The organism is Bradyrhizobium sp. sGM-13 (assembly GCF_018398875.1).
Taxonomy (GTDB): domain Bacteria; phylum Pseudomonadota; class Alphaproteobacteria; order Rhizobiales; family Xanthobacteraceae; genus Bradyrhizobium.
The window spans coordinates 81021-106927 of sequence record NZ_JAGWDK010000023.1; the positions used below are offsets into that span (position 1 = coordinate 81021).

The window sequence follows — 25907 nt, forward strand, 5'->3', positions numbered from 1 at the left end:
CGATCCAACCTCCGTGACAGAGCCGAAGTAACGCCGTGACCCAGCCCACCGCTTCGCCAACGCTCGATACGTTGTTCAAACGGAACCTGGCACGGCAGCCGGACGCGCTGGCGCTGGTCGATCCCCCCAACAAGCAGCGCATCACCGGCCAGCCGCCGAAGCGTCTTACCTTCGCGCAGGCCGACCGCATGATTTCGTCGCTGGCCGCGCACTTCATCGAATCCGGCTTGCCGTCCAATTCCGTGATCGCGGTTCAATTGCCGAACACCATCGAATTCGCACTCACCGTGCTCGCCGCCTTCCGCGCCGGCCTCGTCGTCGCGGTGCTGCCGCTGCTCTGGCGGCAGTCGGAATTGACCATGGCGCTCAACCGCACCGCCGCGCGGGCAATCGTAACCTCGGGCAAGGTCGACGGCGTGATCTACTCGGATCTCGCCATGAACGCTGCTGCCGAAGCGTTCTCGATCCGCCATGTCTGCGGCTTCGGCGGCGAGCTACCCGAAGGCTTGGCCTCGCTCGACAACGCCATCTTCCGGGAATCCCCGACCACGCGCGCCGTGATCCAGGACGGCCGCAAGGCGGCGCTAATTTCCTTCGATGTCACCTCGGACGGCTTTCGGCCGGTTCCGCGCGCCCATCTCGGCTTGATTGCGGGCGGCCTTGCCATGTCGCTCGAAAGCGACGTGCCGCAGGGCGCAACGATCCTATCGGCCTTCTCGCCGATGTCATTTGCCGGCCTCGCCTCGTCACTGGCGATCTGGCTGCTGTCGGGCGGAACACTGGTGTTGCACCATCCTTTCGACGACGAGGTGCTGGAACAGCAGATCATCGAGCAGGCCTGCGACACGCTGATCGCACCTGCCCAACTGGCGCTGCGGCTGGACGAACTGGACCTCGGCGCGCGGATGCCGAGCCTGCGCAATGTCATCGGCCTATGGCGGACCCCGGAGCAGGTCGGCTCCAGCGCGTGCTGGGCCGCGCAACAGGCGACGCTGACGGATGTCTATCTGTTCGGCGAGGCCGGATTGTTCGGTGCCCGCCGGATCGCGGAAGACGGCTCGCCGGCCCTGATCAAGCCGGGTCCCCACGGTGCGCCACGCGATCTGCCGGGATCGTCGATTGCGGGCGAGATATTGCTGACCCCGCGCGGCACGTTGGGACTGCGCGGACCGATGGTACCGGTCGCGGCCTATGCGCCGCCTCCGCCGCCAAGCGATTCCCTGATCGCGGCGCCGCCGCGCGACTACGTTGATACGGATTACGCGGCGCGGCTCGACCGCGTCACCGGCGCAGTCAATATCACCGCGCCGCCGTCCGGCGTGATGGTCGTCGGCGGCTACCGATTTCTGGCGCAGGACCTGCAGGAGTGGGCGCGCCGGCTCGGTCAGGGCGCGCTGCTGACCGCGCTGCCGGACCGCCTCAGCGGACACCGGCTCGCCGGCCGTGCGCTCGACAATGCCCGCGCCAGAGACGCGCTGACAGAACTCGGACTTAACCCCTTGATGGTGGAAGCATTTCGGGATCGGAGCAACGCCGCCTGAGAGGCCGCTGGCGGGCGCCCGTTGACGCCGCATTAAGCGCAGCAAACTAGGATCGTGGCCTCCTATTGCGCGCCTGATCCGAGTTCTCAGCAGATGTCCCAGCAAGGTCCGATCCTCGTCGTATCGACCGCGAAACGGCCGTCCTTTGCCGCCACGCTTGATGTCGCGCGACTGTTTCCGGTAGTCGAGAGCGGGTGGACGGATGCGGCGCGCGCGGTCGAGCAGGTGCAACCGGCGGCCGTGCTGGCCGAAATCTCCGGCACCAATGCCGCCGGACTGGCGGAGCTGGCCGTGCGGGTCGCAGCGCGACAGCCCTATCTGCCGCTGATCGCGATCGATCCGCAGAACCCTGTTCCGGACAACGTCATCCCCTTTTTTCAGAGCCAAGTCCCAAACGCCCAACAAGGCGGCTCCGACCGGCTGGCGGCTCGCCTGCGTGCCGCGCTGCGTGTGCGGTCGTTGCATGCGACCGTGATGCGCCGGCTGGTGCCGGCAACGCCGATGGCATTGTCGCATATCGATCCGGTGCGCGACGCAACCGTGCTGCTGATCGGCCGCGGCGGCGCCTATCCGGCGCTGTCGGTCGCGCTTGGCGAGCGCACCGGCGTGGTCGGCGCGCTTTCGATCGAGGCGGCAGCGAAGCATCTCAACGTCAGGGACATCGACGGCATCGTGCTCGGCGAAGGATTCAGCCTGCGCGTGGTCGATGCCTTTCTCACCGTGCTGACCGAGGATGCCCGTTTCCGCAATCTTCCCGTCGTCGTGACGGCGGGCGATCTGGCGCCGGCCTATGATTTGCCAAACCTCGAGATGGTCTCCGGCGACGCCGTCCAAGTGGCAGCGATTGGGCTGCCACTGATCCGCCAGCACGCCTTCGAAGCGCATCTGAGCCGCACGCTGAAGGCCATCGACGCCGATGGCCTGATCGACGCGCGGACCGGTCTGCTCACCCCGGAAGCCTTCGAGCGCGACTTTGCCAGCGCCATCTACCAGACGCAGCAACGCGGCGGCGGATTGTCGGTAGCACGCTTTGCGTTCGATCCCGGACACCCCCGCGCGCAATTCGACGGCGCGCGGATCATCAGCCGCCTGATGCGACAGATGGATTTCGGCGCCGCCCAGGACGACGGCTCGGTTGTCGTGGTCTTTGCCGAGGCCGACCTGAAGTCGGCTCACGCCATCGCGCGGCGGCTGTCGAGTGTGATGCGCCATACCAGCCACGGCCAGCGCGATATGCGGTCGGAGCCAATCGTGACAGTCGCAACGCTGCTCCCGAACGATTCCGCAAAATCGCTGCGATCGCGGCTGCAGGACGACGCGCAGCGCGCGGCGTCTTAAAGCGTCGCCGTCATTGCGAGCGAAGCGAGGGAATCCATCTCTCCGCATATGCTGTAGGCATGGATTGCTTTGTCGCTTTTGCTCCTCGCAATGACGCGGATAGATCGGCGCGTTTCACGCCGCCTTCTTGCTCTCCGCGAGATTGGCGAGCTGCCGCAAGATCTCGGTCGTACCCATCAACCGCTCCTCAGGCGTCTTCCATTGCTGCAGGAACACCACCTTCATATCCGGCCGCACCTTCGCGGCCTGGCCGTGCTGACGGATAAAGGCGACGAGGCGATCCGGCTGGGCAAAGCTATTGTCGCGGAACGAGATCACCGCGCCCTTCGGACCGGCGTCGACTTTCTCGACATTGGCGCGGCGGCAGTAGGCCTTGATGGCCGCGACCTTGAAGAGATAGCGGACCTCGTCCGGCAGCACGCCGAAACGGTCGCGCATCTCGGCGGCGAAATTGTCGATCTCCTCGTCGGTGTCGAGATCGGCGAGCCGACGGTAGAGCGATAGCCGCACCGAAAGATCGTTGACGTAATCCTCGGGGATCAAGACCGGCATGCCGATGGTGATCTGCGGCGACCAGCGGTCTGCGGCGGGCTCGGCCACGCCGGCCTTGAGGTTGAGGATCGCCTCCTCCAGCATCGATTGATAAAGTTCGAAGCCGACTTCCTTGATGTGACCGGATTGTTCTTCGCCGAGCAGATTGCCGGCGCCGCGGATGTCGAGGTCGTGAGATGCGAGCTGAAAGCCCGCGCCCAGCGTTTCCAGCGACTGCAGCACTTTCAGCCGCCGCTCGGCTTGTGCGGTGATCTTCTGCTGCGCCGGCAGCGTGAACAGCGCGTAGGCGCGCAATTTCGAGCGCCCCACCCGCCCGCGCAACTGATAGAGCTGCGCCAGCCCGAACATGTCGGCGCGGTGCACGATCAGCGTATTGGCGTTCGGGATGTCGAGGCCGGACTCGATGATGGTGGTCGAAAGCAGGATGTCGTATTTACCGTCATAGAAGGCCGATATGATGTCCTCGATCACGGTCGGCGGCATCTGGCCATGCGCAACCGCGACCTTCATCTCCGGCACGTTCTTGTCGAGGAAGTCCTTGACGCCGGCAAGATCCTCGATGCGCGGCACCACGTAGAACGCCTGCCCGCCGCGGTAGCGTTCGCGCAGTAAGGCTTCGCGGATCATCAGAGGATCGTGCGGCGCCACGAAGGTGCGCACCGCGAGGCGATCGACCGGGGGCGAGGCGATAATCGAAAGGTCGCGCACGCCGGTCAGCGCAAGCTGCAGCGTCCGCGGGATTGGCGTCGCGCTCAGTGTCAAGACATGCACCTGCGCCCGCAACTGCTTCAGCTTTTCCTTGTGGCTGACGCCAAAGTGCTGCTCCTCGTCGACAATCAAAAGGCCCAGATCGCGGAACTTGATCGACTTGCCGAGCAGCGCATGGGTGCCGACCACGATATCGACATGGCCTTCGGCCAGCCCCTTCTTGACCTGCGTCAGCTCCTTGGCCGGGATCAGGCGGGAGGCCTGCGCGACGTTGACTGGAAAACCTCTGAAGCGTTCGGCAAAATTCTTGCTGTGTTGGCGGGCAAGCAGCGTGGTCGGCACGACGATGGCGACCTGCTTGCCTTCGAGCGCGACCGCGAATGCCGCGCGCAACGCCACCTCCGTCTTGCCGAAGCCGACGTCGCCGCAGATCAGCCGGTCCATGGGACGGCCGGTTTCAAGGTCTTTCAGCGTGGATGTGATGGCGCCAAGCTGATCCTCGGTCTCCTCATAGGGGAAACGCGCGCAGAACTCGTCGTAGACATGCGGCTGCACCGGCATTTTCGGCGCTTCGTGCAGTTGCCGCTCGGCCGCGATCTTGATCAGTTCTCCGGCGATCTCGCGGATCCGGTTCTTCAGCTTGGCCTTGCGCGCCTGCCAACCGCCGCCACCCAGCCGGTCCAATTCGACATTGGCGTGATCGGAGCCATAGCGCGACAGCAACTCGATATTCTCGACCGGCAGGAACAGCTTTGTTTCAGCGGCATAATGCAGTTCGAGACAGTCATGCGGCGCGCCGCCCACCTCGATCGTCTGCAAGCCGACAAAGCGCCCGATGCCGTGCTCGACATGCACCACGAGATCGCCGGTCGAAAGGCTCGTGACTTCCGAGATGAAATTGTCGAGCTTGCGGCTTGATTTGCGTTGGCGCACCAGGCGGTCGCCGAGGATGTCCTGCTCGCTGATGACGGCGAATTCGTCGGTCTCGAAACCGCTCTCCATGCCGACTACCGCCAGCATGGCCTCGTTGCGCGGCGTCGCCTGCACGGTACGCCAGGCGTTGACGGTGGTGATATTGGCGAGCTTGTGGTCCCGCAGCATGCTGCCCATGCGGTCGCGCGAGCCTTCGCTCCACAGCGCGATCACCACTTTCTTGCGCTGCGCCTGCAATGCAAGCACATGCGCCACGACGGCTTCGAACACGTTGACGGAAGTGTCGGCCCGCTCGGGCGTGAAATTGCGGCCCTGCCTCGCCCCGGCGTCGAACACGTCCCCGGCCCCTTCCGGCACCGCAAACGGCGTCAGCCGCGCCACCGCGGCCTCGCTCAGCCGCGTCGTCCACTCCGTTTCCGTCAGGTAGAGCCGGTCCGGCGGCAACGGCTTGTAGATCGCGCCTGACCCCGGATGTTCCAACGCCTCGCGCCTGGCCTCGTAATAGTCCGCGATCTGCTTGAAGCGTTCGCGCGCGGCGTCCTCGCCTTGCGGTTCGACCGCGATCGGCGCACCGTCGAGATAATCGAACAGCGTATCCATCCGCTCCTGGAACAGCGGCAGCCAGTGCTCCATGCCAGGATGGCGGCGGCCCTCACTGACGGCCTCATAGAGCGGATCGTCGCGCTCGGGCGCGCCGAAGGCCGCGACATAGCCCATGCGAAAGCGGCGGATGGTTTCGGTGACGAGTTGGAATTCCGAGATCGGCACCAGGTCGAGCGCGCGCATGTCGAGCAGCGTGCGCTGGGTTTCCGCATCGAACGTGCGGATCGATTCGAGGGAGTCGCCGAAGAAGTCGAACCGCACCGGCTGGTCGAGCCCGGCCGGAAATAGATCGAGGATGCCGCCGCGCACGGCGTACTCGCCGGGCTCGCGCACGGTCGAGGAGCGGTTGTAGCCATTGTGCTCCAGCCAGGCGACAATCGAATCCATCGGTACGACATGGCCGGGCGCGACCGACAGCGCCTGCGCCGCTACCACCTCGCGGGCGGGCACGCGCTGCACGATGGCGTTGACGGTCGTCAGCACGATCAGCGGTTTGTCGCTGCCCTGTAGGCGCGATAGCCGCGCCAGCGTCGTCAGCCGCTGCGCCAGGATGCCGCCATGCGGCGACACCCGGTCATAGGGCTGGCAGTCCCAGGCCGGAAACTGCATCACCGGCAAATCGGGGGCGAAAAATTCCAGCGCCCGTGCCAACTGTTGCATGCGCGGACCATCGCGGCAGACCACGGCAAGGCTGACCGCCGGCGGTTTCGACTTGGCTGCGACCGCACGCGCGAGGTCGGAGACGACGAGCCCCTCCGCGCCCTCGGCGACATTGGTAAAGGTCAGGGCGCGGCCGGGAGCCAACAGCGCGGCGGGCGATTTGACGGGCGCCTTCATGCGTCGTGATCCACGGCGCGAAACGCCTTGATACGGTCGAACAGCGCGGTCGCATACTCCGGATCGAGCGGCTTGCCGCCGGTCAGCGCGGCATAGAGGTCGGGATCGGGCACCTCGATCAGGCGTTCCAGCTCGGTCAACTCATCATCGCGCATGCCCGACATCTCGGCATCCGCAAAGCGCCCGAGGATGAGGTCCATCTCACGGGTGCCGCGATGCCAGCAGCGAAACAAAAGCCGCTTGCGGCGGTCATCGAGGCCACCGCTGGATCGTGTCGTACCCGTCATTGTCCTATCCATTCGAACGCCAAAAGCCCGGACGTGCCGGGCCGGGTTGATATAGCGGTCGAGATGACGAATGTCAGCCCCAACAGTTCGGTGAATTACCACTACGGTGTCGTTGCCGGGCTTGACCCGGCAATCCATCATCTTTTCAAGAGTGATGGATGCGCGGGTCCCGTCTCCGCCAAGGCTTCGCCGGACCACGAGCGCTCGGCCGCCGAAGCCTTGGCGAAGGCAGCAAGCCCGCGCATGACGCGCTATGTGCGACGAGAGACCTGATGCGCCCCAGCCTGCTCAATCCCTTGTTCGCGCCGGTTACGAGCCTGCCTGGCGTCGGGCCGAAACAGGACAAGCTGCTGCGCTATCTGCTCGACCGCGATGAGACCCCGCGGCTGGTCGATCTCTTGCTGCACCTGCCGGCCAGCGTGATCGACCGCCGCGCGCGGCCGAAAATCCGCGAGGCTGTAGCGGGAACCGTGGTGACGCTGGAAGTCACGATCGACCGTCACCGGCCGCCCCCGCCGCGCAATGCCCGCGCGCCCTACCTGGTCTATGCCTCTGATGATACCGGCGACGTGGTGCTGACGTTTTTCCGCGCCAAGCCCGGCTATGTCGAAAAGCTGCTGCCGGTCGGCGAAAAGCGCTACGTTTCCGGCACGCTGCAGATGTACGACGGCATTCCGCAGATCGTACATCCCGACCGCGTCGTCGACGAAGCCGGATTTGCAAAACTCAGCGGTATCGATCCGGTCTATCCTCTCACTGAAGGTCTCGCGCTGGGTTCGTTGCGCCGGGCGATCGCGCAGGCGCTGCAGAAGTTGCCGGAACTGCCCGAATGGATCAGCCCGGAAGTGATCCGCCGCTGCAACTTTCCGCCGATTCGCCAAGCGCTCACCCGCGTGCATGTGCCGGTCGAGCTCACGGACATTCTGCCTGACGGCCCGTTCTGGTCACGGCTCGCCTTCGACGAACTGCTCGCCGGCCAACTGGCACTGGCGCTGGTTCGCGCCCAGTTGCGGCGTCCGGCCGGCGACCGCAACGCCGGCGACGGTCACCTGCGCCACAAGATCATCGATGCGCTACCCTACGCGCTCACCGGCTCGCAACGCGCGGCGGTCGCCGCCATCACCGAGGATCTGCTCCAGCCGGTGCGGATGTTGCGGCTGCTGCAGGGCGACGTCGGGTCCGGCAAGACGGTGGTGGCGCTGCTCGCCGCGGCTGCCGTCACCGAGGCCGGCAAGCAGGCCGCGCTGATGGCGCCGACCGAAATCCTCGCCCGCCAGCATATCAAGACCATCGCGCCGCTGGCCGAGCGCGCAGGTCTTCGCGTTGCGATCCTGACCGGCCGTGAAAAAGGCAAGGAGCGGCGCGAGATCCTGGCGCGGCTCGAAGCCGGCGAAATCGACTTTCTGGTCGGCACCCACGCGCTGATCCAGGACGACGTGATCTTCAAGGCGCTGGCGCTGGCGGTGGTCGACGAGCAGCATCGCTTCGGCGTGCGCGAACGGCTCGCGCTCACCAACAAGGGCGAGGCGGTCGACGTGCTGGTCTTGAGCGCAACACCGATCCCCCGCACGCTGGTACTCACTTACTTCGGCGACATGGACGTCTCCGAATTGCGGGAAAAACCGGCCGGCCGCCAGCCGATCGACACCCGCGCCGTTCCGGCCAGCCGTCTCGATGAAGTCGTCGATGCCGTCGGTCGCGCGCTGAAATCGGGCAAGCTGGTTTACTGGATCTGTCCGCTGGTCGAGGAATCCGAGGCCGAGGGCACCGAACATCTCACCAACGCCACCGAGCGTTTCGAGCGGCTGCAGAAACGTTTCGGCGACCGCGTCGGGCTGGTGCATGGGCAGATGAAGGGCACGGATAAGGATCGCGTGATGGCGCAGTTTGCCGCCCACGAGATCGGGCTTCTGGTCGCCACCACCGTGGTCGAGGTCGGCGTCGACGTCCCCGCCGCGACCATCATGGTGATCGAAAACGCCGAACGCTTCGGGCTCGCGCAATTGCACCAGCTCCGCGGCCGGATCGGTCGCGGATCGGAGTCCTCGACCTGCCTGTTGCTCTACAAGGAGCCGCTCGGTGAGATGTCGGCGGCACGGCTGAAGGTGATCCGGGAGACCACCGACGGCTTCCGGATTGCCGAAGAGGATCTCAAACTGCGCGGCGAAGGCGACGTGCTCGGCATCCGCCAGAGCGGCCTGCCCGGCTATCGCATCGCGCGCTCCGACGTGCACGGCCAGCTCATCACGCAGGCGCGCGACGAAGCGCTGCGCATCATGAAGGACAATCCAAAACTCAAGGGCGAGCGCGGCGAAGCGCTGCGCTGTTTGCTTTATCTGTATGAGCGCGATGAAGCGGTGCCGCTGATCGGCGCGGGATAACTCGCAACCGTGGCAATGCGAGTCCGGTAGTGCTCGGCGCCCTCGACGATCTTGTCGAGCAGCGCCTTTAGCGCCCAGAACTTCTCGCGGATATCGAAGGTGACGGCGCGGCTGTCGGTGCAGGAGAACGTGCCGAGGCGCTGGTGATAGAGCTTGGCAAGCTTCGGGTAGCCCATCGGTTCGGCCATGGCCGATAGCGCGAGGTAGACGGAAAGTTCGTCCGCCAGCGCCGGATGATAGGCATGCTCGGTCATCAGCCACTTGTAGAGATCGGGATGAAAGTTCGTGAATACGCCGGTAAACCCGCGTGAGCCGGCTTTGATTGCCTCAAAGGCAATCGCCGCATTGGCATTGACGATGGAGAGCGGCGTGCCCCTGGTCAGCGTCACGCGGCGCTTCACGGTTTCGAGGTCGCAGGAGACGTCCTTGAGGATGACGAAGCGGCCGGTGTTGGCACAGAACTTTAGTTCATCATCGCTGAGCAGACGCCGATAGGGCGCCGGGCACTCGTAAAGACCGAGCGGAATCCGTTTCGGCAGCCGATCGAGCAGCCAGCTCAAGTCGTCGATGAATTTGCTGCCGCCTTCCTGCTTGGCGTCGAGCCGGTTGGTGACGAGCACCATGCCGTCAACTCCGGTCGCGGCAATCGCGGTCAGTTCGGCAAGCTGGTCGTCCAGGCTTTCGCTGATGTGACCGGACGCGATCACCGGGACATGGCCGGCTGCAGCTTTCTTGACGAAAGCGGCGAGTGCAACCCGTTCGTCGAGAGTGAGAAACTGCATTTCGCTGGACTGGCAGACCGCAAACAGCGCGTCCGAACCATTGTCGATGTACCATTCCACCAGCCGGCCAAGGCCGTGATAGTCGATCTGGCCGCTTTCGGTAAACGGCGTGATCATCACCGGAATGATGCCTTCGATCTTGGTCATGATGTCGGCGCCGCCCTACTCCACCTTCGCCTTCGCGGGAGCCGGCTTCAACCCGGCAGCCGAATTCGCCACGCGCGCCGCGTTCGCCATGCCGGCTAGCGCAGCGTTGCGCTTTTGTGGATCGGAGCCGGGCTGCACCACGCCGGCCGACATGATCAGCGTCGCCGCGTCCTCGGTCGTCATGTCGACTTCGATGATCTTGCTCTTCGGGACGTAGAAAAAGAATCCCGTGGTCGGGTTCGGCGCGCAGGGCAGGAACACCGAGATGTGCTCTTCCTGGCCGGGAAGCTGGCTCGCAACGTTCGCGCTCGGCGATTGCGAGATCAAAACGATCGACCACATGCCCGGCGAGGGAAATTCAACCAGGCCGACCTTGCGAAAGCTCGACCCCTTGCCCGAGAACAGCGTCTCGAACACCTGCTTCAGGCCGCGATAGATCGCGCGCACCACGGGCATGCGGCCGAGCAGCCGCTCGCCGAGGTCGACCAGCGTCCGCCCGATCAAATTGGCGGTGAGGAAACCGAGCAGCGTCAGCGCGATCACCGCGACGATCAGTCCCGACCCCGGCAAGCCGAACGGCAGGTAGGTTTCGGGACGGTAGACCGTCGGCACGAACGGCCTGACCAGGTTGTCGACCCAGTTCACGAACCACCAGGTCAGGTAGAGCGTGATCGCGACCGGCCCTGCGACAATCAGTCCGGTCAGAAAATAGTTCCGGAAACGGGCCATTAGCCCGGGAGGGTGCGCATCCGGCAGGGGTTCCTCCAGAGGTGCGGTCGGGGGCAGTTCTTCGCGATTCATTGTGGTTCCAGGTCAGGGCGGCCGAATTCGACATTCGGGCGCGATCGGACGCAAAATCGGGTCCCACTCTTGCTGATCGCGCCTATGCCAGCTAAGCCATCCTAGCAGGTTTTTGAAGGGCCAGCGTGACAGCCCAAGGATGGACTATCCAAGGGCTTGACTATTCGACGGTTACCGATTTGGCGAGATTTCGCGGCTGATCCACGTCGGTGCCCATCACCACGGCGGTATGATAGGCCAGGAGCTGCACCGGGATGGCGTAGATCATCGGGGTGAACGCCGACGCCATGTCGGGCAGCACGATCGTGACCAAGGAATCGACGGTGGCTTCCGCCGCGCCCTTGGCGTCGGTCATCAGGATGATGTTGCCGCCGCGGGCCGCGACTTCCTGCATATTGGAGACCGTCTTCTCGAACACCCGATCGAACGGAGCGATCACCACCACCGGCATGTTCTCGTCGATCAGCGCGATCGGCCCGTGCTTGAGTTCGCCGGCGGCATAGCCCTCGGCGTGGATGTAGGAAATTTCCTTCAGCTTCAGCGCGCCTTCCAGCGCCATCGGGTAGCTGGTGCCGCGGCCGAGATAGAGAACGTCCTTCGATTTCGAGATGTCGCGCGCCAGCTTTTCGATCTGCGGTTCCAACGTCAGCGCCGCCGCCATCAGCCGCGGAATCTCGACGAGGCCGTGGACGAGCTTGGTTTCGTCTTCGTCAGACAATTCGCCGCGCGCTTTGCCGGCGGCAACCGCAAGCGAGGCCAGCACCATCAACTGGCAGGTGAAGGCCTTGGTCGAGGCGACGCCGATCTCGGGGCCGGCCAGCGTCTGGAGCACGGTTTCGCTTTCGCGCGCAATCGTCGAGGTCGGCACGTTTACCACCGATAGGGTGTGAACGCCCTCGGCCTTGGCGTAGCGCAGCGCTGCCAGCGTGTCGGCGGTCTCTCCGGATTGCGAAATGAAGATTGCGAGATCGCCCTTGCGCAACGGCGCTTCGCGGTAGCGGAATTCGGAGGCGATATCGATCTCGACGGGAATGCGCGCCAGCCGTTCGAACCAGTACTTGGCGACATAGCCGGCATAGTTCGCAGTGCCGCAGGCCGTGATCGAAATGCGCTGGATGTCCTTGAAGTCGAACGGCAGCTTGACCGGCAACATGACGCGCTCGCTCGCCATGTCGACGTAACGTGCCAGCGTGTGGCCGACCACTTCCGGCTGCTCGTGGATTTCCTTGGCCATGAAGTGGCGGTAGTTCGCCTTGTCGACAAGCGAGGTCGAGGCGCTGTGCTTGACCGCGTCGCGGTGCACGATCGCGTTGGTCTTGTCGTAGACGGTCGCGCCCTTGCGCGTCAGCACCACCCAATCGCCGTCTTCGAGATAGCTGATCGTATCGGTGAACGGCCCGAGCGCGATCGCGTCCGACCCCAGATACATTTCGCCGTCGCCGTGACCGATCGCCAGCGGCGGGCCGTTGCGGGCGCCGATCATCAGATCGTCATCGCCGGCGAAGATGAACCCGAGCGCGAATGCGCCGCGCAGTTCCGACAGCGCCGCCCTCACCGCCTCGACCGGCTTGATGCCCTTCTGGAGAAAACTATCGACGAGGTGGACAACGATTTCGGTATCGGTTTCGGTCTTGAAGACCGCGCCCTTCTTCTCCAGCGCCTCGCGCAGCTCGCGAAAGTTCTCGATGATGCCGTTATGAACCACGGCGACGCGATCGGTCGCGTGCGGATGCGCATTGTTCTCGGTCGGCTTGCCGTGCGTCGCCCAGCGGGTGTGCCCGATTCCAGTGTGCCCCTTCAGCGGTTCCGCATCCAGCCGCTTCTCGAGGTTCTTCAGCTTGCCTTCGGCGCGGCGGCGCGCAAGGTGATCGCCTTCCAGCGTGGCGACGCCTGCGGAATCATAGCCGCGATATTCAAGCCGTTTGAGTGAGTCTACCAGAAGCTCCGCGACCGGAGCGCGTCCAAGAATGCCGACAATGCCGCACATGCGGTTCAATTTCCCCAAATCGACGAAGTACGTCGCAACCCGCTAGTCTCTTAACGGCAATGGCAGGCCGACAGATACTCAATAATTATTGCCGATTGCGACAGTCTTAAGCGGAAAGCTTAACGGCCGCCACCCGCGATTACCCTGTCACATCCGCCTGGCCGACGGAATATGAGTCCGCGATCTCGCGGCATGATCTGCCCGAGGCTTGGCCTTGGTTCCCCCCAGAAGGAGGGAGCAGGGAATGCCGGGTGCTTGCTGCACCCGCGGTCTCGTGTGCAATAAGCGCTAAAAGATGCGCACACGAGCATACAGGTACAGCCGAGGCACTCCGGCATTCCCTGCGCAATGGCTTTACGGCTTACTTCGCGCTCTCCCCGGCGACGAATTCCTTTTTGTCACCGTCACCAGCGGATTGAGATTTGTCCAAGCCCGGTCGGGCCGACGCATCTCCGCTGGCTTAACATCAGCCACGGATGCCAGAACCACACGACTTCGCCGTACGCAGCGCCTCTACCTTCACTCCGATCGGCGAGATGCCGACTGAGGTTCTGGCGAAGGCCTTGAAACGCCGGTCGTCTGCGTAAACGTAAGATCACTCACGGGAGAACCCGCCCTGCGACCACGATCGCGCCCGACGCCGCTGCGTCCACCGCATCCAACCCCGCGTCCGTGACGATCGCGATACGCCCCTCTTGCCGGGGTGGATGGCCGAAGTGATAGCGGTGATTTGGCCCGTGGCGAAAGCGGAATATCTTTTTGGATACGACTGGACGGATAGCATCAGGTTGATTTGGTTCAACAAATTGCGCTGAATGCGCAGCGCCAGACAGTTAAATGCACTGTCACCGTAATTGCTGAGTTATAGATCGGTCTAATGCTTCGGCAGTTCGTGCTGCGTGGTTGTCTCACTGTCGCCTACCGGACTAGTGCCGACAGCATTCTTGGCATCGCAAAGCGCTTCTGGAACCTCATGCCTATCAGGCGCGATCAGAAGCTGTTTCCGCATCTCGGCGAGGCGGGCACGGCAGTATTCGCGGTACAGGAGATCGAATATGGCGGGCATGATCTAACCTCGTTTGTTTGATCTGCACCAATTCCAAGCTATCATTTTTCTTGGGGCCCAAGATGTGAACTAGATCACAACCTGTCCCTCTTGAGCTTTCTCCGCTCCAGTGATGAACCTTGGCAGAAGCTCAATTGGAGGATGATTTGAATGGCTGACGCTCGATGTAGCTGCGGCGCAGTCACGGTCTCACTTCCAAAAGAACCATCCAAGATCGTCGTTGCCTGTCACTGCATCGACTGCCAACGCCGAACCGGCGCGCCTTTCGGTGTGGGCGCTTATTATCCCGCTGATGTTGTCACCATCTCAGGAACCTCAAAGGAGTTCACGCACGCTGCCGCAAGCGGCGGGAAGATCCATAACTATTTTTGTCCACGGTGCGGCTCGACGGTCTACTGGAAACTCAGCAATCTGCCCGCGCTGATCGCCGTTGCAGTCGGCGCGATGGCAGAACCAAAATACCCAGCCCCCGTCATATCGGTCTTCGAACAGTCGAAACATGATTGGGTTCAAATTGATGGTGCCGTGGAGCACTTCCGGCAAAACCGCCTTCCAAAAAATTCAAACTGAGACACAACCGAACTACAACGCGCGGGCAACGTCATCAGCCGCGAGACGACGAAGGGCAACACGACGACGCGCGGGCGGACGCAATGTCGACAGGGTCACGACGAGCCCGCAGCAAGTAGCCCATATGAGCGCCTGCGATATGCGGGGATAAACCACAAACAGCCCCGGATGTCGCTGCGCTCATCCGGGCTTGTGCACCGTAAAAGTACCGGGGCAGCGTCCCCGCTATTGCCCTCGCCCTCCGGTTGCGGTTGGATGAGGATGGGTTGGGGGAGATTTCAAACATGCGTATTATGGGAATCGTGGCGCTGGGCGCCGCGTTGGGTGGGTGCGCCTCATCGGCTTCGGATATTGCGCCGTCTTATGTTTCGCCTGTCACCTATCAGGCATACACCTGCCAGCAACTCGGCCTCGAAGCGCAGGCGATTTCGACCCGGGCGGCAACGTTGTCTGGTGCCCAAGACAGTCAACGAACCAAAGACGGCCTAGTTACTGCAGCAGCCATCGTTGTGTTCTGGCCGGCGGCATTCTTTGTCGGTGGTGACAAGCAGACGGCAGCGGAGCTTGCCAACATGAAGGGCCAAATGGTTGCCATCGAGCAAGCCTCTATCGCAAAGAAGTGCAATATCCAGTTTGAGGGCAAGCCAACTCGCGCAACCTAAAGCGAATTATGTGACAGTGGAATTATGCGAATTACGGCGACAGTGCACTTAAATGCGCTACGCGAGCAATCCTCGGCCGGATTAAGTGCAATAGCACCGTAATCCCGGGCGGCGAACAAAAGAACGATCCCAGCGCTAAGGGGGCAGCGGGCTGGGACCGCTCAGGTCTGTGCCCCGGCGGCGGGCACCCGACTATTCAAAGAATTCTGTCGTCTCAAAAGTTCCGATTCAGGGAAAGCTGAACAGCCGTTAATGGAACCGGAACGAAAGTCCTCATCGCGGAATTGTTGATGTGAGACCGTCGCCCGCCGTCAATGAACGGCGCATGTCGCGGATAGCCAAAGGCCTTCGGACCCGCTGTTCAAGAACAAGCGCTCGCGCAAGATAGCCAAAGGCGACGGTCTCCGTCTTATCTGCAAGCAGGAAGAGGGCCCTCGATATTACTGTCGGGCGTTGCTGGGTCGTGCGCGCTGGAGAACTGTTGTGCGAAACACTGTTGAGCGAAACACTGTTAAGATTGACTCCCGACACAGTCGCGCGATCGTTCAAAAGATTGGCGAAAGACTACGAGCGTCGATAGAGGAAGATCGAGAGATACCCGCGAACTTCAAAATGCAAATCGATGGACTTCGGGAGTTAGAAGACGACACTAAGCCCAGAGGTTAAGTCACGTCCGTTCGGGTCGGCTACTCTCTACCACTCCTCTCTGAACACAACTGCGCACTGTGCGGCGCGGATATCGCGGGCGGCCTCCAGCTCTGGGTCCAAAAAGCAAAATGGCCGCAGATTGCCCTGCGACCCACCGGATAAAAATCGTCTGCAATAAAATCCTCTAGCTCCGGTGCGACCTCGTGCTCTGCCGATATGCAAGACACGCCGGCTCCACAAAGCTGCGAGAGCTCGGTTCCAACGAAAGCGCGCCCGTACTCTTCCGGATAGACGGTCCCGAAATCCGTATCAGAATAGCCGCATTGCAGCGGCGCGGTATTCTTCACCTAGTATTTGCGTTTGGCCCGGCAGTCCGAAATGGCTGCCGGGTTTTGCATGACTACCTGTCAGGCTTCTCCAGCGCCGCTTCTAATTCTGTGACGATGTCGTGCAGGAGCCCGATTGCAAGCGGGTCTGTGACTTCGCGCTCCATCACGCGGAAGCGCATCACCCGCTCCTGAAGTTCACGCTGTTCCCTGTCGTCGTCATCCATAATGCGCTCCACGCACTTAGGCATGACGCCGAGCGAGACCGATGGTTGCAGGGAACTTGAATGAATATTCATCAAGGTTAATGCGTTCCCTTCGGCGGCAACCGAAGTGGCCCGACGCATTGCAGCCGACGCCAGCCGCGCTGCGGTCAAATACCGAACGAGTGCCTGATCTGCCTCAGCATCGATATGGCGGCATCGGTATACCGACCATGGGTGAGATACTGGTCTAGCTGCGACGCACCAAGCAGTATCAAGGCTGCCATTACAAAGCCTTTGAACATCGTGGGCCTCTCCAAAGGAAAGAGACCGCCAACCGGGCTGGTCGAGTTAAAGTCTTTCGGGATTCGCTGTCGCCCATCGCGACCTATCCGCAATGACGGAATGCTGGCACCAATTGGTAGCCAAATTGCTAAATCCGATGCGTAGCATCGGCTATGGGTGCCTCCACAATTTACACTCCCCATGTGGAGAGAGCCCCCACCCGGCGCTCCGCCGTAGCCGAGGCTTTGCCTCGGCGTCTCAGAGGACGGCCACCGAAGGTGGCCTACGCCTCCCCGCAAGCGGGAGAGGTGACCAAGTCTGCGGCCAACAAGTCCCGCGCTTAACCCTCTTTCTTTGCCTTCGCCCGCATCTTCATTTCGCGGTAGCGCGCTGCTCCGCCCTCGCGGTTGCTTTGCGGGCTGCGCTCCACGGCCATCGCATCGTCGGGCACGTCCTTGGTGATGACCGAGCCCGAGCCGATATAGGCGCCCTTGCCGATTTTCACCGGCGCCACCAGCGAGGAATTGGTGCCGACGAAGGCGCCCTCGCCGATCAGGGTCTTGTGCTTAAAGAAGCCGTCATAGTTGCAGGTGATGGTGCCGGCCCCGAGGTTGGAATTGGCGCCGACATGGGCATCGCCGACATAGGAGAGGTGATTGACCTTGGCGCCCGCTCCGATCGTCGCGGCCTTGGTCTCCACAAAATTGCCGATCCGAACGCCGTCGCCGAGCGAGGTGCCCGGGCGCAAGCGCGCGTAGGGACCGATGGACGCCTTCTTGCCGATCGAGGTCTGCACGATGTGCGAGAACGAATGGATCACTGCGCCATCGGCGATGGTGACGCCGGGACCGATCACCACGAACGGCTCGATGATGACATCGTTGCCGAACGTCGTGTCGGCGGCGAGATAGACGGTCTCCGGCGCGATCAGCGTCACGCCGGCATCGAGCGCCGCCTGGCGCAACCGCGCCTGCAGCACCGCTTCGGCCTCCGCAAGCTGGGCCTTGTTGTTGATCCCGCGCACTTCATCCTCGCTGGTTTCGATCACGACGGCCTCCAATCCCATTTCCCTGACGATGGCGACGGCATCGACCAAATAATACTCGCCCTTGCTGTTGGCATTGCCGATCCGGTCGAGGATTTCCAGCGCGCGGGCGCTGTCGAACGCCATCACGCCGGCATTGCACAGCGTGACCTTGCGCTCTTCTTCTGTCGCGTCGGCATGTTCGCGGATCGCCATCAGGCGGTCGCCCTCAAGCAGCAACCGGCCGTAACCCGTCGGGTCGGCGGCGCGGAAACCGAGCACGGCGAGCGCCGCGCCTTTTTGCAGCGGCGCGCGCAGCCGGGCGAAGGTTTCGGGCGAAATCAGCGGCGTATCGCCGAACGCCACCAGCAGATCGTCCGCGCCGCGCGCGATCGCCTCGCGGGCGGCCAAGACGGCGTGCGCGGTGCCGAGTCGCTCGGCCTGAACGAAGGTTGCAGCATCCGCGCGGACGCGCCTGACTTCGTCGGCGACCGCCTTGTGGTCCGGACCGATCACCACCGCGAGTGCAGCGCCGGTTCCGTGCGGGGCCGCGTCCAGCACATGCGCCAGCAGCGACTGGCCGGCGACCTGATGCAGCACCTTCGGCAGCGAGGATCGCATGCGTGTGCCCTCACCGGCCGCAAGCACGACTGTCAGGCTGGATCGAGCGGTCATTCTGGTCCTCGGGCGAACAAGGTTGCGAGGGCCGTCTTTAATTGTTTTCCCCTGGAGATCAAACCGATTCGCCGCCCCGAAAACGTCCGGATTCAGGTGGGCGTCGCTTTTCCTGTTAATGTTTGCCCTGTGATTCGGCGGGCCTTGAGGAGGGCCAAGGGCGTTTGGCCAGGAAAACCGACCATCTCGCGGACTTCGAGGCGGATGACAGCGGCGGCGTGCTGAGCAACCTGTTCGCCGACGAGGATCAGCTCGACCGCCGCGCGCTGTGGCGGATCGGGTCCTGGGGCGTCGGCGCCACGGCTGCGGTGATCCTGGCCGTGATGGCCAACCAATCATCCCTTGGATTGAAGCGCGAACAGGTCGCAGCCGCGGATGTCACCCGGCAGGCGCAGCAAATTCAGCTCGTGGCCAGGGAAACCCAGAACGAGGCGCGGCGGCTCGCCGCCGCCATCGATACCCTCAAGGGCGATCGCGACCGGCTGTATTCCCGTGTCACCAGCCTGGAACAGGGGCTCGAATCCGTCACCGGCGCCGTCGCCCGCCAGGGTTCCGCGCAGGCTTCGCCGCCTGCTGCCAATGCCGAATCGCAAGCCGCCCAGAAGCCGCCATCGCCAAGCGTTGCGCCGGTAGCGACTGGCCCGGCCGCAGTCCCCGTCGCAGACAAGGCCGCCACCGACCCTGCCCCGGCGACGGTTTCGCACGCGGCAAAGGAGGCGGCGAAGACCGACGCAGCCAAAACAGAGAGCGCCAAGCTGGAAACGGCCAAGGCTGAGATGACAAAGTCTGAGATGGCAAAGGCTGAGATGACAAAGGCCGACGCCGTCACGCTGGAGCCCGCCAAGCCGGAGCCCACAAAACCTTCGCCCGCTACGCCACTGATGGCCGCGCAATCGATGATGGCTCCGCCTGACCCCGCCGCCGCCAAACTGATCGAGCTGGGCAAAGGGCCGAACCCGGTGATCGCAAGCCCGATCCCGGATGTCGTCGCGTTGGCGCCGACCGATGCGGAGGCGGATGACGCCACCGCGCCCAAAATCTCCCTGCAGCGGACCGAATTCGGGGTCGATCTCGGCAGCGCCAATTCGGTGAACGGCCTGCGCGCGTTGTGGCGGGGATTGCTGAAATCCAGATCGAACGCGCCGCTGGCGGCACTGCGCCCGATCATCGTCGTGAAGGAAGGCACCAACGGCCTCGGCATGCAGCTTCGCCTGGTCGCCGGTCCGCTGAACGACGCCGGCGCCGCCGCCAGGATCTGCGCCATTCTTGCTGAAAACAGCCGCCCCTGCGAGACTGCGATCTTCGATGGCCAGCGGCTATCGTTGAACGATCCGCCGCCCACTGCCGCCAAGCCTGCCCCGCGCCGGCGCGGCATCGCCAAGCAGTCGGCGGCGACCGTCGTTGAGGAGGTGGCGAAGAAGCCGGAGCCGCCGCCGGAGCCAACGCAGACGACATTTTCGTCCATCTTCGGCAGGAAAAATTCACAATAAGCTTTTTGAGTACAGGACGTTACGACAGAATTCTGACTTACGTTCTCACTTCGGGCGAACGCTTGTCCCGGCCGCCAATCCCGACCATATTGCGCCGATGAAAAAGTCCCCGTTCCGGCTCACGCCCTATCAAGTCCAATTCCTGCTGGTGATCGGCTTCGTCACCGTCGGCTACGCGCTCTATCTGCGCTACCTCACGGTCGAGTTCTCGACTGTCGCGCTCGCCTGCGACGCCGGCCTGCAAACCATGCAGTGCAAGTCGCGGACGCTCGCCACCTACCTGTTCAAGAATTCCGTATTCGGCATCACCGCGCTGATCATTGCGACGCTTCACGTCATGCGGCCGTCGATCGTGCTGCTGACCGGCGGCCTGATCGCGGCGGGATTCGGGATCGTGCTCTACAATATCGGGATGTCGGGAATTGCGATCGGTCTGCTCATTTTGGGATTTGCACGGCCCGCGCCCGCCACAGCGTGAGCGCCAGCAGCAAATAGATCGCGCAGGTCCACATCGCCTGCCAGTTCTGATTACCCTCGTTGAACCCGGTGAAGAGCGCGGCCGCGACCAGCAAGCCGGCAAAGGCGGATTCGGCAATTGGGCGCACGCCCTCTTTCGGCCGGTTGAGCAGCATCAGCGCCGCGAACGGCACCACCGCCATGGTCAGCGAAGCGAACGGAAAATCGCGGTAGCGCGGATCGAACGTAAAGCCGAGCGCGGTTTGCGCCGCGATCAGCGTGGTGACGATAAGCGCAAGCCCCAGCAACGCCGATAGCACCGACTTGGTTCGGCCCTCGCGCGGCCCGAGCAGTTCGAGGAAGGTCGGCAGCGAGCGCCCCGACATCGCGGCGTTCGCACACAGCATCGGCGAGACGATGGCGGCTGCCAGCAGTGCGCCCCATTGCAGCCAGCCGCCTGCTCCGTAGCTCTCATAAAACATCTTGTCCGCGGCGACCCCGAGCAGCATGCCGGCGGTCGTAGCCGAGGTCCCGACCGCGATCCACGAGGCCAGCCCGGGCTTCCACGGCCGCCGCCGCAGCGTCAACCAGCCCGCCAGAAAGACGAAGGCGCTGAGCGCCATCCCGCCTCCCATCTGCAGTTTCCAGAACGGATAATTGCTGATCGGCTCGCCGGGCGGATATTTCACCGCCCGCTGCGCGTCATTGATCATGCCCCAATAGCCGCCGACAGTGCCTTCGAGCTCACGCTTCCAAGGCTGGTCGTAGGCCTCGATCAGGTTGACCCGAAATTTTTCGCGCTTGGCGAGGTCGAGGATTTCCGACACCACGCGCGCCTGGTTGGTGCGCGACGGCAGCGCGCCCTCGCGCATCCGCCCCGCACTCGGCCAGCCGGTTTCGCCGATCAGGATTTCCTTGGCCGGAAACGCCACCGCCATCCGCTTGCGGATATCGTCGACATGGCCCGCGGCGTGTTTCGCGCGCACCGGCATGTCTTCCCAGTACGGCAGGATGTGAATCGTAACGAAGTCGACCGCGTCGTAGACTTCGCGGTTGCGCAGCCAGAACTCCCAGACGTCGGCATAGGTGACGGGCACAGTGACCCGCGACTTCACCGAGCGGATGTGGGCGGCGAGATCCGATGTCGTCATCTCGCCGCGCAGCAGCACCTCGTTGCCGACTACCAGTGCGGTGATCGTGTCCGGATGTTCCTTGGTCAGTTCGATCGCAACCGAAATCTGGGCAAGATTCTTGATCCGGTTGCTCGAGAGCCAGATCCCCTGGATCACCTTCAGCCCGACCTTGGCGGCCAGTGCCGGAACCTGGTCGAGCCCATTCTCGATCGAATAGGTCCGCACGCAGTCGGTAATCTTGGCGAGCTGCGCCAGGTCCTCCGCGATCTGTTCGGGAAGGATCTGCGTGGTCGGTATCAGGGGTGTCTGCGCGCCGCGGAACGGCGCGTAGGAGACGCATTGCAGCTTGGCCGTGGGATCGATCGGCGCGCGCGAAAGCGTAATCGGCGTGGCGAGCCACCACCAAAGGGCCGCGATCATACCGAGCGATGACAGGAGAAGCGCCAGCGGCGTACGAAGAGAAATCGGTTCCATCCTCCGGGCGGGGACCGTCGATTACCCGTTCATCGGCGTTCTGCCAAGATGCACGATCGCCCTATTCCGCCTCACCCCTGCGGCAGTTTTACCAGCGTCCGTGATAAAGTTGTGACTTTGCTGGACAAAATCTGAAATACCCGTCATGTGAATCGCCGGATGTTTCCGCCGCATTGGAGACCTATTTGGGCGGCAACAAGCCAGAACACCACACCAGCCGCTTGCGGCAGGAAATTTATCGGGGAATGTATGCGTCGACGGGTGCTTGATCCAAGAGTTGCGGTTTTGAGGCGCTTTGCCGCTGCCGGCCTGGCCCTCCTGATTGGATCAGGCGGGGCGTTTGCCCAGAGTGGCAGCCCGACCCCGCAGGATCAAGGCAAGGCGCCGGCCAATGCCGCCGACGCCAACAAGGACAACCAGCGCAAGGCCGACGAATTCGTTGAGGCAGCCCAGGCAATCAACGGCCCGGCCGGAAATCCCGAATGCGTCTGGCTCGGCCGTCGGGTGGTTCGGTTGATGTGGCGCGACGACCTGGATACCGCGTTCCGGCACCTCGATCTCTATGACCGGTTTGGCTGCCCGGGCGGGCATGTCCAGGCCACCTTCCGCTGCCTGACCCGTTTTGGCGGACAGATCGATCCCAAGGTGGCGGAAACGCTCGACAGCCGCATTCACGTCTGCTGGATCAATCCGGGCGCCCAGCCGCAGGCTGCCGCAGCAGCCAACCCGCCTCCTGCGACCGCCGGCAACGCGACGCCTGCGCCGGCGGCTTCGCCCTCGCCGGCCCCCAGCGCCGCGCCTAGCCCGCAGGCGAAATAGACGTCCGGCATTCAGGATACGTTCAGAGGAACGATCCTATTTGTCCGGCGTTCGGATTGGTCACGCCCTTAAAGCGCCGTCTTAAAAAAGTCATGGCGTCATACCAGTTGTGAAAACGCGGGGCAGGACTATCCTAATGACGCCGTCGTCTCGGTCGAACCTAGGGGACAGGTTCGCTTCCTATAAATTGCAGCCCCGTATGGTTTAGTCACCGATGCGCGCCATCGTTGCCGTTCTGCTGTTCGTCACCGCAGCTCACGCCGGGCTGTGGGGCCTATTCGAGGAAAAGCAAGCGGCGCCCGATTTCAGGGGCATTCTACCGAGCGTCTCCTATGCGCCGTTCGAGGGTTCGGCGCATCCCGACGTCGACAATATTCCGCAGATCGAAAAGATCCGCGCCGACCTGAAGAAGCTCTCGACGATCACGCGCGCGATTCGTCTCTACTCCTCGACCGGTGGCGTCGAACTTGTGCCGCCGATCGCTGCCGAATTCGGCCTGAAGGTCACCGTCGGCGCCTGGATCGACAAGAATTCCGATCGCAATAAGCGCGAGATCGAAGCGGCGATCAACCTCGCCAAGCGCAACAGCAACGTCAACGGGATCGTTGTCGGCAACGAAACGATCTTCCGCGGCGAGCAAAAGATCGACGACCTGATCGAGTTGATCAAGCAGGTCAAAAAATCCGTCAACGTTCCCGTGACGACCGGTGAGATATGGAACATCTGGCGCGACAATCCGGAACTGGCGTCCTCTGTCGATTTCATCGCCGCGCACGTGCTGCCCTATTGGGAGTACTTCACGGACAAGCAAGCCGTCGATCAGGCGGTGGCCATGTTCCAGCTCCTGCGCGACCAGTTTCCCGGCAAACGGATCGTGATTGCCGAGTTCGGCTGGCCGAGCGCCGGATACAATTTGAAGAACGCCGAGCCGGGCCCGTTCGAACAGGCCTCGGTGCTCCGCAATTTCGTCACCCGCGCTGAAGCCATCGGCATCGACTACAACATCGTCGAGGCGATCGATCAGCCCTGGAAATTCTTCGAAGGCGGCGTCGGCCCCTATTGGGGCATCCTCGATGCCAATCGCGAACCGAAATTCGCGTGGACCGGCCCGATCGTGAACGAGAACTATTGGAAGCTCGCCGCGATCGCGCTGCTGATGGGCATCCTGATGTCGCTGCCGATCCTGCGGCTCGAGCAGCCGACAATCATGCAGGCGCTGCTGCTTTCAGCGGCAGCGAACGGCGTCGGCGCCTGGGTTTCCACCGTGTTCGCCTACTGGGCCGGGCATTATTTCGTGTTCGGCTCGGCCTTTGCGCTGACGCTTGGCCTGATCCTGCTGGTTCCGCTGATTCTGATCGCGATGGCGCGCATCGACGAAATCGCGGCGATCGCCTTCGGCCGCGGTCCGCGCCGGCTAATTACCAAGAGCGCGCCGTTAGCGCCCGCCACCATCGGCGAGAACGTCGCCTTCCCTAAGGTTTCGATTCACATCCCCGCTTACTACGAGCCGGTCGAGATGCTGAAGCAGACGCTGGATGCGGTGTCGCGGCTCGACTACCCGAATTTCGAATGCGTCTGCATCATCAACAACACGCCCGACCCGGAATTCTGGCGGCCGATCCAGGACCACTGCCGCGCGCTCGGCGAACGCTTCAAGTTCATCAATGCCGAGAAGGTGCAGGGCTTCAAGGCCGGCGCGCTTCGCATCGCCATGGAGCGCACCGCGGCAGATGCCGAGATCATCGGCATCATCGACGCCGACTATGTCGTGCATCCGGACTGGCTGAAGGATCTGGTGCCTGTTTTCGCCGACCCGCGCGTCGGCCTGGTGCAGGCGCCGCAGGAGCATCGCGACGGCGACCGCTCGCTGATGCACTACATCATGAACGGCGAATATGCCGGGTTCTTCGACATCGGCATGGTCCAGCGCAACGAGTTCAACTCGATCATCGTGCACGGCACGATGTGCCTGATCCGCCGCTCCGCGATGGATATGGCGGGCGGCTGGTCCAGCGACACCATCTGCGAGGATACCGATCTCGGCCTGACCATCCAGCAGCAGGGCTGGCTAACGCACTACACCAACGTCCGCTATGGCGAGGGCCTCCTGCCCGACACCTATGAGGCGTTCAAGAAGCAGCGTCATCGCTGGGCCTATGGCGGCTTCCAGATCGTCAAGAAGCACTGGCGGCGCTTCCTGCCCGGCGCGAGCCGGCTGACGCCGGACCAGCGCCGCGAATTTTCGCTGGGCTGGCTGAACTGGCTCGGCGCCGAAAGCCTGGGCGTGGTGGTGGCGATCCTCAACCTGATCTGGGTGCCGATCGTGGCGTTTGCCGACATCGCCATTCCCGACAAGATCCTGACGCTGCCGATCATCGGCTCCTTCGTCGTCTCGCTAGTGCATTTCGTGGCGCTTTATCGCCTGCGGGTGAAGATCAAGGCCGGCCAGATGTTGGGCGCCATGATCGCGGCAATGAGCGTGCAATGGACGGTGTCGCGCGCGGTGGCCCAAGGCCTGATCACCGAGCATCTCGCCTTCGCCCGCACTTCGAAGGGCGGGTTGTCGCGGATGTCGATCGAATTCCAGGCGTTCTGGGAGGCCGTGATCGGCGTGCTGCTGCTGATCGGCGCCGCCGTCCTGGTCGTCACCAACGGCCACAAGGAAGTGCGCGAGATCTATATCTTCGCGGGCGTGCTGGTGCTGCAAAGCCTGCCGTTCCTTGCGGCGGTCGCGATCGCGGTGTTGGAAAACTCCCGTATCAATTCCTTCGCCTTCTGGCGCAACAGCGCGGTGCGGACGGCGGAACTGATCGGGCTGCGTCCGGTGACCCTGCCGACGGTCAACACCCAGTCCCAGCCGGTCGCCTCCGAGATTCGCCGTGAGGTCAACTGATCGCCGTGGAGCGATTGGCGACGGGTAGTTGAAGAATCCGAACTAACCTTTAGCTAGCTAAAGAGAATTGGGATCAAGCAGACCACGAATTTGCCGTGCTTGTGCTATTGACCCGCAGGGGCCCGCCCCCTACACAGCGCGGCGAGTGAGCGCGTAGCTCAGGCGGTAGAGCACGTGACTTTTAATCATGGGGTCGAGGGTTCGAGTCCCTCCGCGCTCACCATTGAAATAGTGTCCGGCCCGGACACATAGGTAACAAACTGTACCTAAGACATGGGTGACAACC

At 63.1% G+C, this 25907-nt stretch carries 19 protein-coding genes and 1 tRNA gene; 12 read left to right on the forward strand and 8 right to left on the reverse strand.

The window, feature by feature from the left end:
* Positions 1–35 precede the first annotated feature (35 nt).
* Together KJQ96_RS28415 and KJQ96_RS28420 are read left to right on the forward strand one after the other, a co-directional pair.
* The gene (locus tag KJQ96_RS28415; RefSeq protein WP_213289679.1) at positions 36–1541 is read left to right on the forward strand and encodes a class I adenylate-forming enzyme family protein; all 1506 of its coding nucleotides are present in this window, start codon (positions 36–38) and stop codon (positions 1539–1541) included.
* A gap of 93 nt (positions 1542–1634) precedes the next feature.
* On the forward strand, positions 1635–2879 hold the full coding sequence (locus KJQ96_RS28420) for a GGDEF domain-containing protein (RefSeq protein ID WP_213289680.1): 1245 nt from the start codon (positions 1635–1637) through the stop codon (positions 2877–2879).
* Between the two features lie 114 nt (positions 2880–2993).
* Here the strand turns inward: KJQ96_RS28420 and mfd are convergent, their stop codons facing one another.
* Entirely contained in the window at positions 2994–6512 is a 3519-nt protein-coding gene (gene mfd, locus KJQ96_RS28425) for a transcription-repair coupling factor (RefSeq protein ID WP_213289681.1), read from the reverse strand.
* Complete coding sequence (locus tag KJQ96_RS28430) at positions 6509–6799, reverse strand: succinate dehydrogenase assembly factor 2 (protein WP_213289682.1); 291 nt, start codon at positions 6797–6799, stop codon at positions 6509–6511. The genes mfd and KJQ96_RS28430 overlap by 4 nt, the downstream gene beginning before the upstream one ends.
* Before the next feature lie 63 nt (positions 6800–6862).
* On the opposite strand from KJQ96_RS28430, the gene KJQ96_RS28435 reads away from it, so the two are divergent.
* Both KJQ96_RS28435 and recG read left to right on the forward strand, forming a co-directional pair.
* Entirely contained in the window at positions 6863–7072 is a 210-nt protein-coding gene (locus tag KJQ96_RS28435) for a hypothetical protein (protein ID WP_213289683.1), read from the forward strand.
* Positions 7072–9180, forward strand: a complete 2109-nt coding sequence (gene recG, locus KJQ96_RS28440) for an ATP-dependent DNA helicase RecG (protein WP_213289684.1) — start codon at positions 7072–7074, stop codon at positions 9178–9180. The genes KJQ96_RS28435 and recG overlap by 1 nt, the downstream gene beginning before the upstream one ends.
* Here the strand turns inward: recG and KJQ96_RS28445 are convergent.
* From KJQ96_RS28445 to glmS, 3 genes are all read right to left on the reverse strand, one after another.
* Positions 9132–10109, reverse strand: a complete 978-nt coding sequence (locus KJQ96_RS28445; protein WP_213289685.1) for a dihydrodipicolinate synthase family protein — start codon at positions 10107–10109, stop codon at positions 9132–9134. The genes recG and KJQ96_RS28445 overlap by 49 nt on opposite strands.
* Before the next feature lie 15 nt (positions 10110–10124).
* The gene (locus KJQ96_RS28450; RefSeq protein WP_213289686.1) at positions 10125–10910 is read right to left on the reverse strand and encodes a DUF502 domain-containing protein; all 786 of its coding nucleotides are present in this window, start codon (positions 10908–10910) and stop codon (positions 10125–10127) included.
* A 160-nt stretch (positions 10911–11070) separates the two neighbouring features.
* A complete protein-coding gene (glmS, locus tag KJQ96_RS28455) occupies positions 11071–12897 on the reverse strand; it encodes a glutamine--fructose-6-phosphate transaminase (isomerizing) (RefSeq protein WP_213289687.1) in 1827 nt (608 codons plus the stop codon).
* Between the two features lie 877 nt (positions 12898–13774).
* Between glmS and KJQ96_RS28460 the strand changes: the two genes are divergently transcribed.
* From KJQ96_RS28460 to KJQ96_RS28470, 3 genes are all read left to right on the forward strand, one after another.
* On the forward strand, positions 13775–13984 hold the full coding sequence (locus tag KJQ96_RS28460; protein ID WP_213289688.1) for a hypothetical protein: 210 nt from the start codon (positions 13775–13777) through the stop codon (positions 13982–13984).
* 129 nt (positions 13985–14113) lie between these two features.
* Positions 14114–14533, forward strand: a complete 420-nt coding sequence (locus tag KJQ96_RS28465; protein ID WP_213289689.1) for a GFA family protein — start codon at positions 14114–14116, stop codon at positions 14531–14533.
* A gap of 284 nt (positions 14534–14817) precedes the next feature.
* A complete protein-coding gene (locus KJQ96_RS28470; protein WP_213289690.1) occupies positions 14818–15195 on the forward strand; it encodes a hypothetical protein in 378 nt (125 codons plus the stop codon).
* Between the two features lie 1048 nt (positions 15196–16243).
* On the opposite strand, the gene KJQ96_RS28475 is transcribed toward KJQ96_RS28470, so the two are convergent.
* On the reverse strand, positions 16244–16396 hold the full coding sequence (locus KJQ96_RS28475; protein WP_213289691.1) for a hypothetical protein: 153 nt from the start codon (positions 16394–16396) through the stop codon (positions 16244–16246).
* Positions 16397–16997: 601 nt separating this feature from the next.
* Positions 16998–18356, reverse strand: a complete 1359-nt coding sequence (glmU, locus tag KJQ96_RS28480; protein ID WP_213289692.1) for a bifunctional UDP-N-acetylglucosamine diphosphorylase/glucosamine-1-phosphate N-acetyltransferase GlmU — start codon at positions 18354–18356, stop codon at positions 16998–17000.
* A 164-nt stretch (positions 18357–18520) separates the two neighbouring features.
* Between glmU and KJQ96_RS28485 the strand changes: the two genes are divergently transcribed.
* Both KJQ96_RS28485 and KJQ96_RS28490 read left to right on the forward strand, forming a co-directional pair.
* Complete coding sequence (locus KJQ96_RS28485; protein ID WP_213289693.1) at positions 18521–19846, forward strand: hypothetical protein; 1326 nt, start codon at positions 18521–18523, stop codon at positions 19844–19846.
* Positions 19847–19943: 97 nt separating this feature from the next.
* The gene (locus KJQ96_RS28490) at positions 19944–20324 is read left to right on the forward strand and encodes a hypothetical protein (RefSeq protein WP_213289694.1); all 381 of its coding nucleotides are present in this window, start codon (positions 19944–19946) and stop codon (positions 20322–20324) included.
* Here KJQ96_RS28490 and KJQ96_RS28495 read toward each other — a convergent pair.
* Entirely contained in the window at positions 20284–21909 is a 1626-nt protein-coding gene (locus KJQ96_RS28495; RefSeq protein ID WP_213289695.1) for a beta-(1-6) glucans synthase, read from the reverse strand. The genes KJQ96_RS28490 and KJQ96_RS28495 overlap by 41 nt on opposite strands.
* A 249-nt stretch (positions 21910–22158) precedes the next feature.
* Here KJQ96_RS28495 and KJQ96_RS28500 point away from each other — a divergent pair, with 249 nt between their 5' ends.
* The 3 genes from KJQ96_RS28500 to KJQ96_RS28510 all read left to right on the forward strand — a co-directional run bounded on the left by KJQ96_RS28500 (position 22159) and on the right by KJQ96_RS28510 (position 25844).
* Positions 22159–22728 carry a beta-1-3, beta-1-6-glucan biosynthesis protein gene (locus KJQ96_RS28500; RefSeq protein WP_213289696.1) on the forward strand — a complete coding sequence of 190 codons (570 nt, stop codon included), beginning with the start codon at positions 22159–22161 and terminating at the stop codon, positions 22726–22728.
* Positions 22729–22942: 214 nt separating this feature from the next.
* A complete protein-coding gene (locus tag KJQ96_RS28505) occupies positions 22943–25621 on the forward strand; it encodes a glycosyltransferase (RefSeq protein WP_213289697.1) in 2679 nt (892 codons plus the stop codon).
* 147 nt (positions 25622–25768) lie between these two features.
* A tRNA-Lys gene (locus KJQ96_RS28510) sits at positions 25769–25844 on the forward strand.
* Positions 25845–25907: the final 63 nt, after the last annotated feature.

Excerpts from the sequence above, each read along its gene's own strand:
- recG (WP_213289684.1), top strand. The coding sequence starts at position 7,072 with ATGCGCCCCAGCCTGCTCAATCCCTTGTTCGCGCCGGTTACGAGCCTG.
- KJQ96_RS28450 (WP_213289686.1), bottom strand. The coding sequence starts at position 10,910 with ATGAATCGCGAAGAACTGCCCCCGACCGCACCTCTGGAGGAACCCCTG.
- KJQ96_RS28495 (WP_213289695.1), bottom strand. The coding sequence starts at position 21,909 with ATGGAACCGATTTCTCTTCGTACGCCGCTGGCGCTTCTCCTGTCATCG.
- glmU (WP_213289692.1), bottom strand. The coding sequence starts at position 18,356 with ATGACCGCTCGATCCAGCCTGACAGTCGTGCTTGCGGCCGGTGAGGGC.
- KJQ96_RS28445 (WP_213289685.1), bottom strand. The coding sequence starts at position 10,109 with ATGACCAAGATCGAAGGCATCATTCCGGTGATGATCACGCCGTTTACC.
- KJQ96_RS28460 (WP_213289688.1), top strand. The coding sequence starts at position 13,775 with ATGCTTCGGCAGTTCGTGCTGCGTGGTTGTCTCACTGTCGCCTACCGG.
- KJQ96_RS28475 (WP_213289691.1), bottom strand. The coding sequence starts at position 16,396 with ATGGATGACGACGACAGGGAACAGCGTGAACTTCAGGAGCGGGTGATG.
- KJQ96_RS28470 (WP_213289690.1), top strand. The coding sequence starts at position 14,818 with ATGCGTATTATGGGAATCGTGGCGCTGGGCGCCGCGTTGGGTGGGTGC.
- KJQ96_RS28505 (WP_213289697.1), top strand. The coding sequence starts at position 22,943 with ATGCGCGCCATCGTTGCCGTTCTGCTGTTCGTCACCGCAGCTCACGCC.
- KJQ96_RS28420 (WP_213289680.1), top strand. The coding sequence starts at position 1,635 with ATGTCCCAGCAAGGTCCGATCCTCGTCGTATCGACCGCGAAACGGCCG.
- glmS (WP_213289687.1), bottom strand. The coding sequence starts at position 12,897 with ATGTGCGGCATTGTCGGCATTCTTGGACGCGCTCCGGTCGCGGAGCTT.
- KJQ96_RS28500 (WP_213289696.1), top strand. The coding sequence starts at position 22,159 with ATGCGTCGACGGGTGCTTGATCCAAGAGTTGCGGTTTTGAGGCGCTTT.
- KJQ96_RS28490 (WP_213289694.1), top strand. The coding sequence starts at position 19,944 with ATGAAAAAGTCCCCGTTCCGGCTCACGCCCTATCAAGTCCAATTCCTG.
- KJQ96_RS28465 (WP_213289689.1), top strand. The coding sequence starts at position 14,114 with ATGGCTGACGCTCGATGTAGCTGCGGCGCAGTCACGGTCTCACTTCCA.
- KJQ96_RS28430 (WP_213289682.1), bottom strand. The coding sequence starts at position 6,799 with ATGACGGGTACGACACGATCCAGCGGTGGCCTCGATGACCGCCGCAAG.
- KJQ96_RS28435 (WP_213289683.1), top strand. The coding sequence starts at position 6,863 with ATGACGAATGTCAGCCCCAACAGTTCGGTGAATTACCACTACGGTGTC.
- mfd (WP_213289681.1), bottom strand. The coding sequence starts at position 6,512 with ATGAAGGCGCCCGTCAAATCGCCCGCCGCGCTGTTGGCTCCCGGCCGC.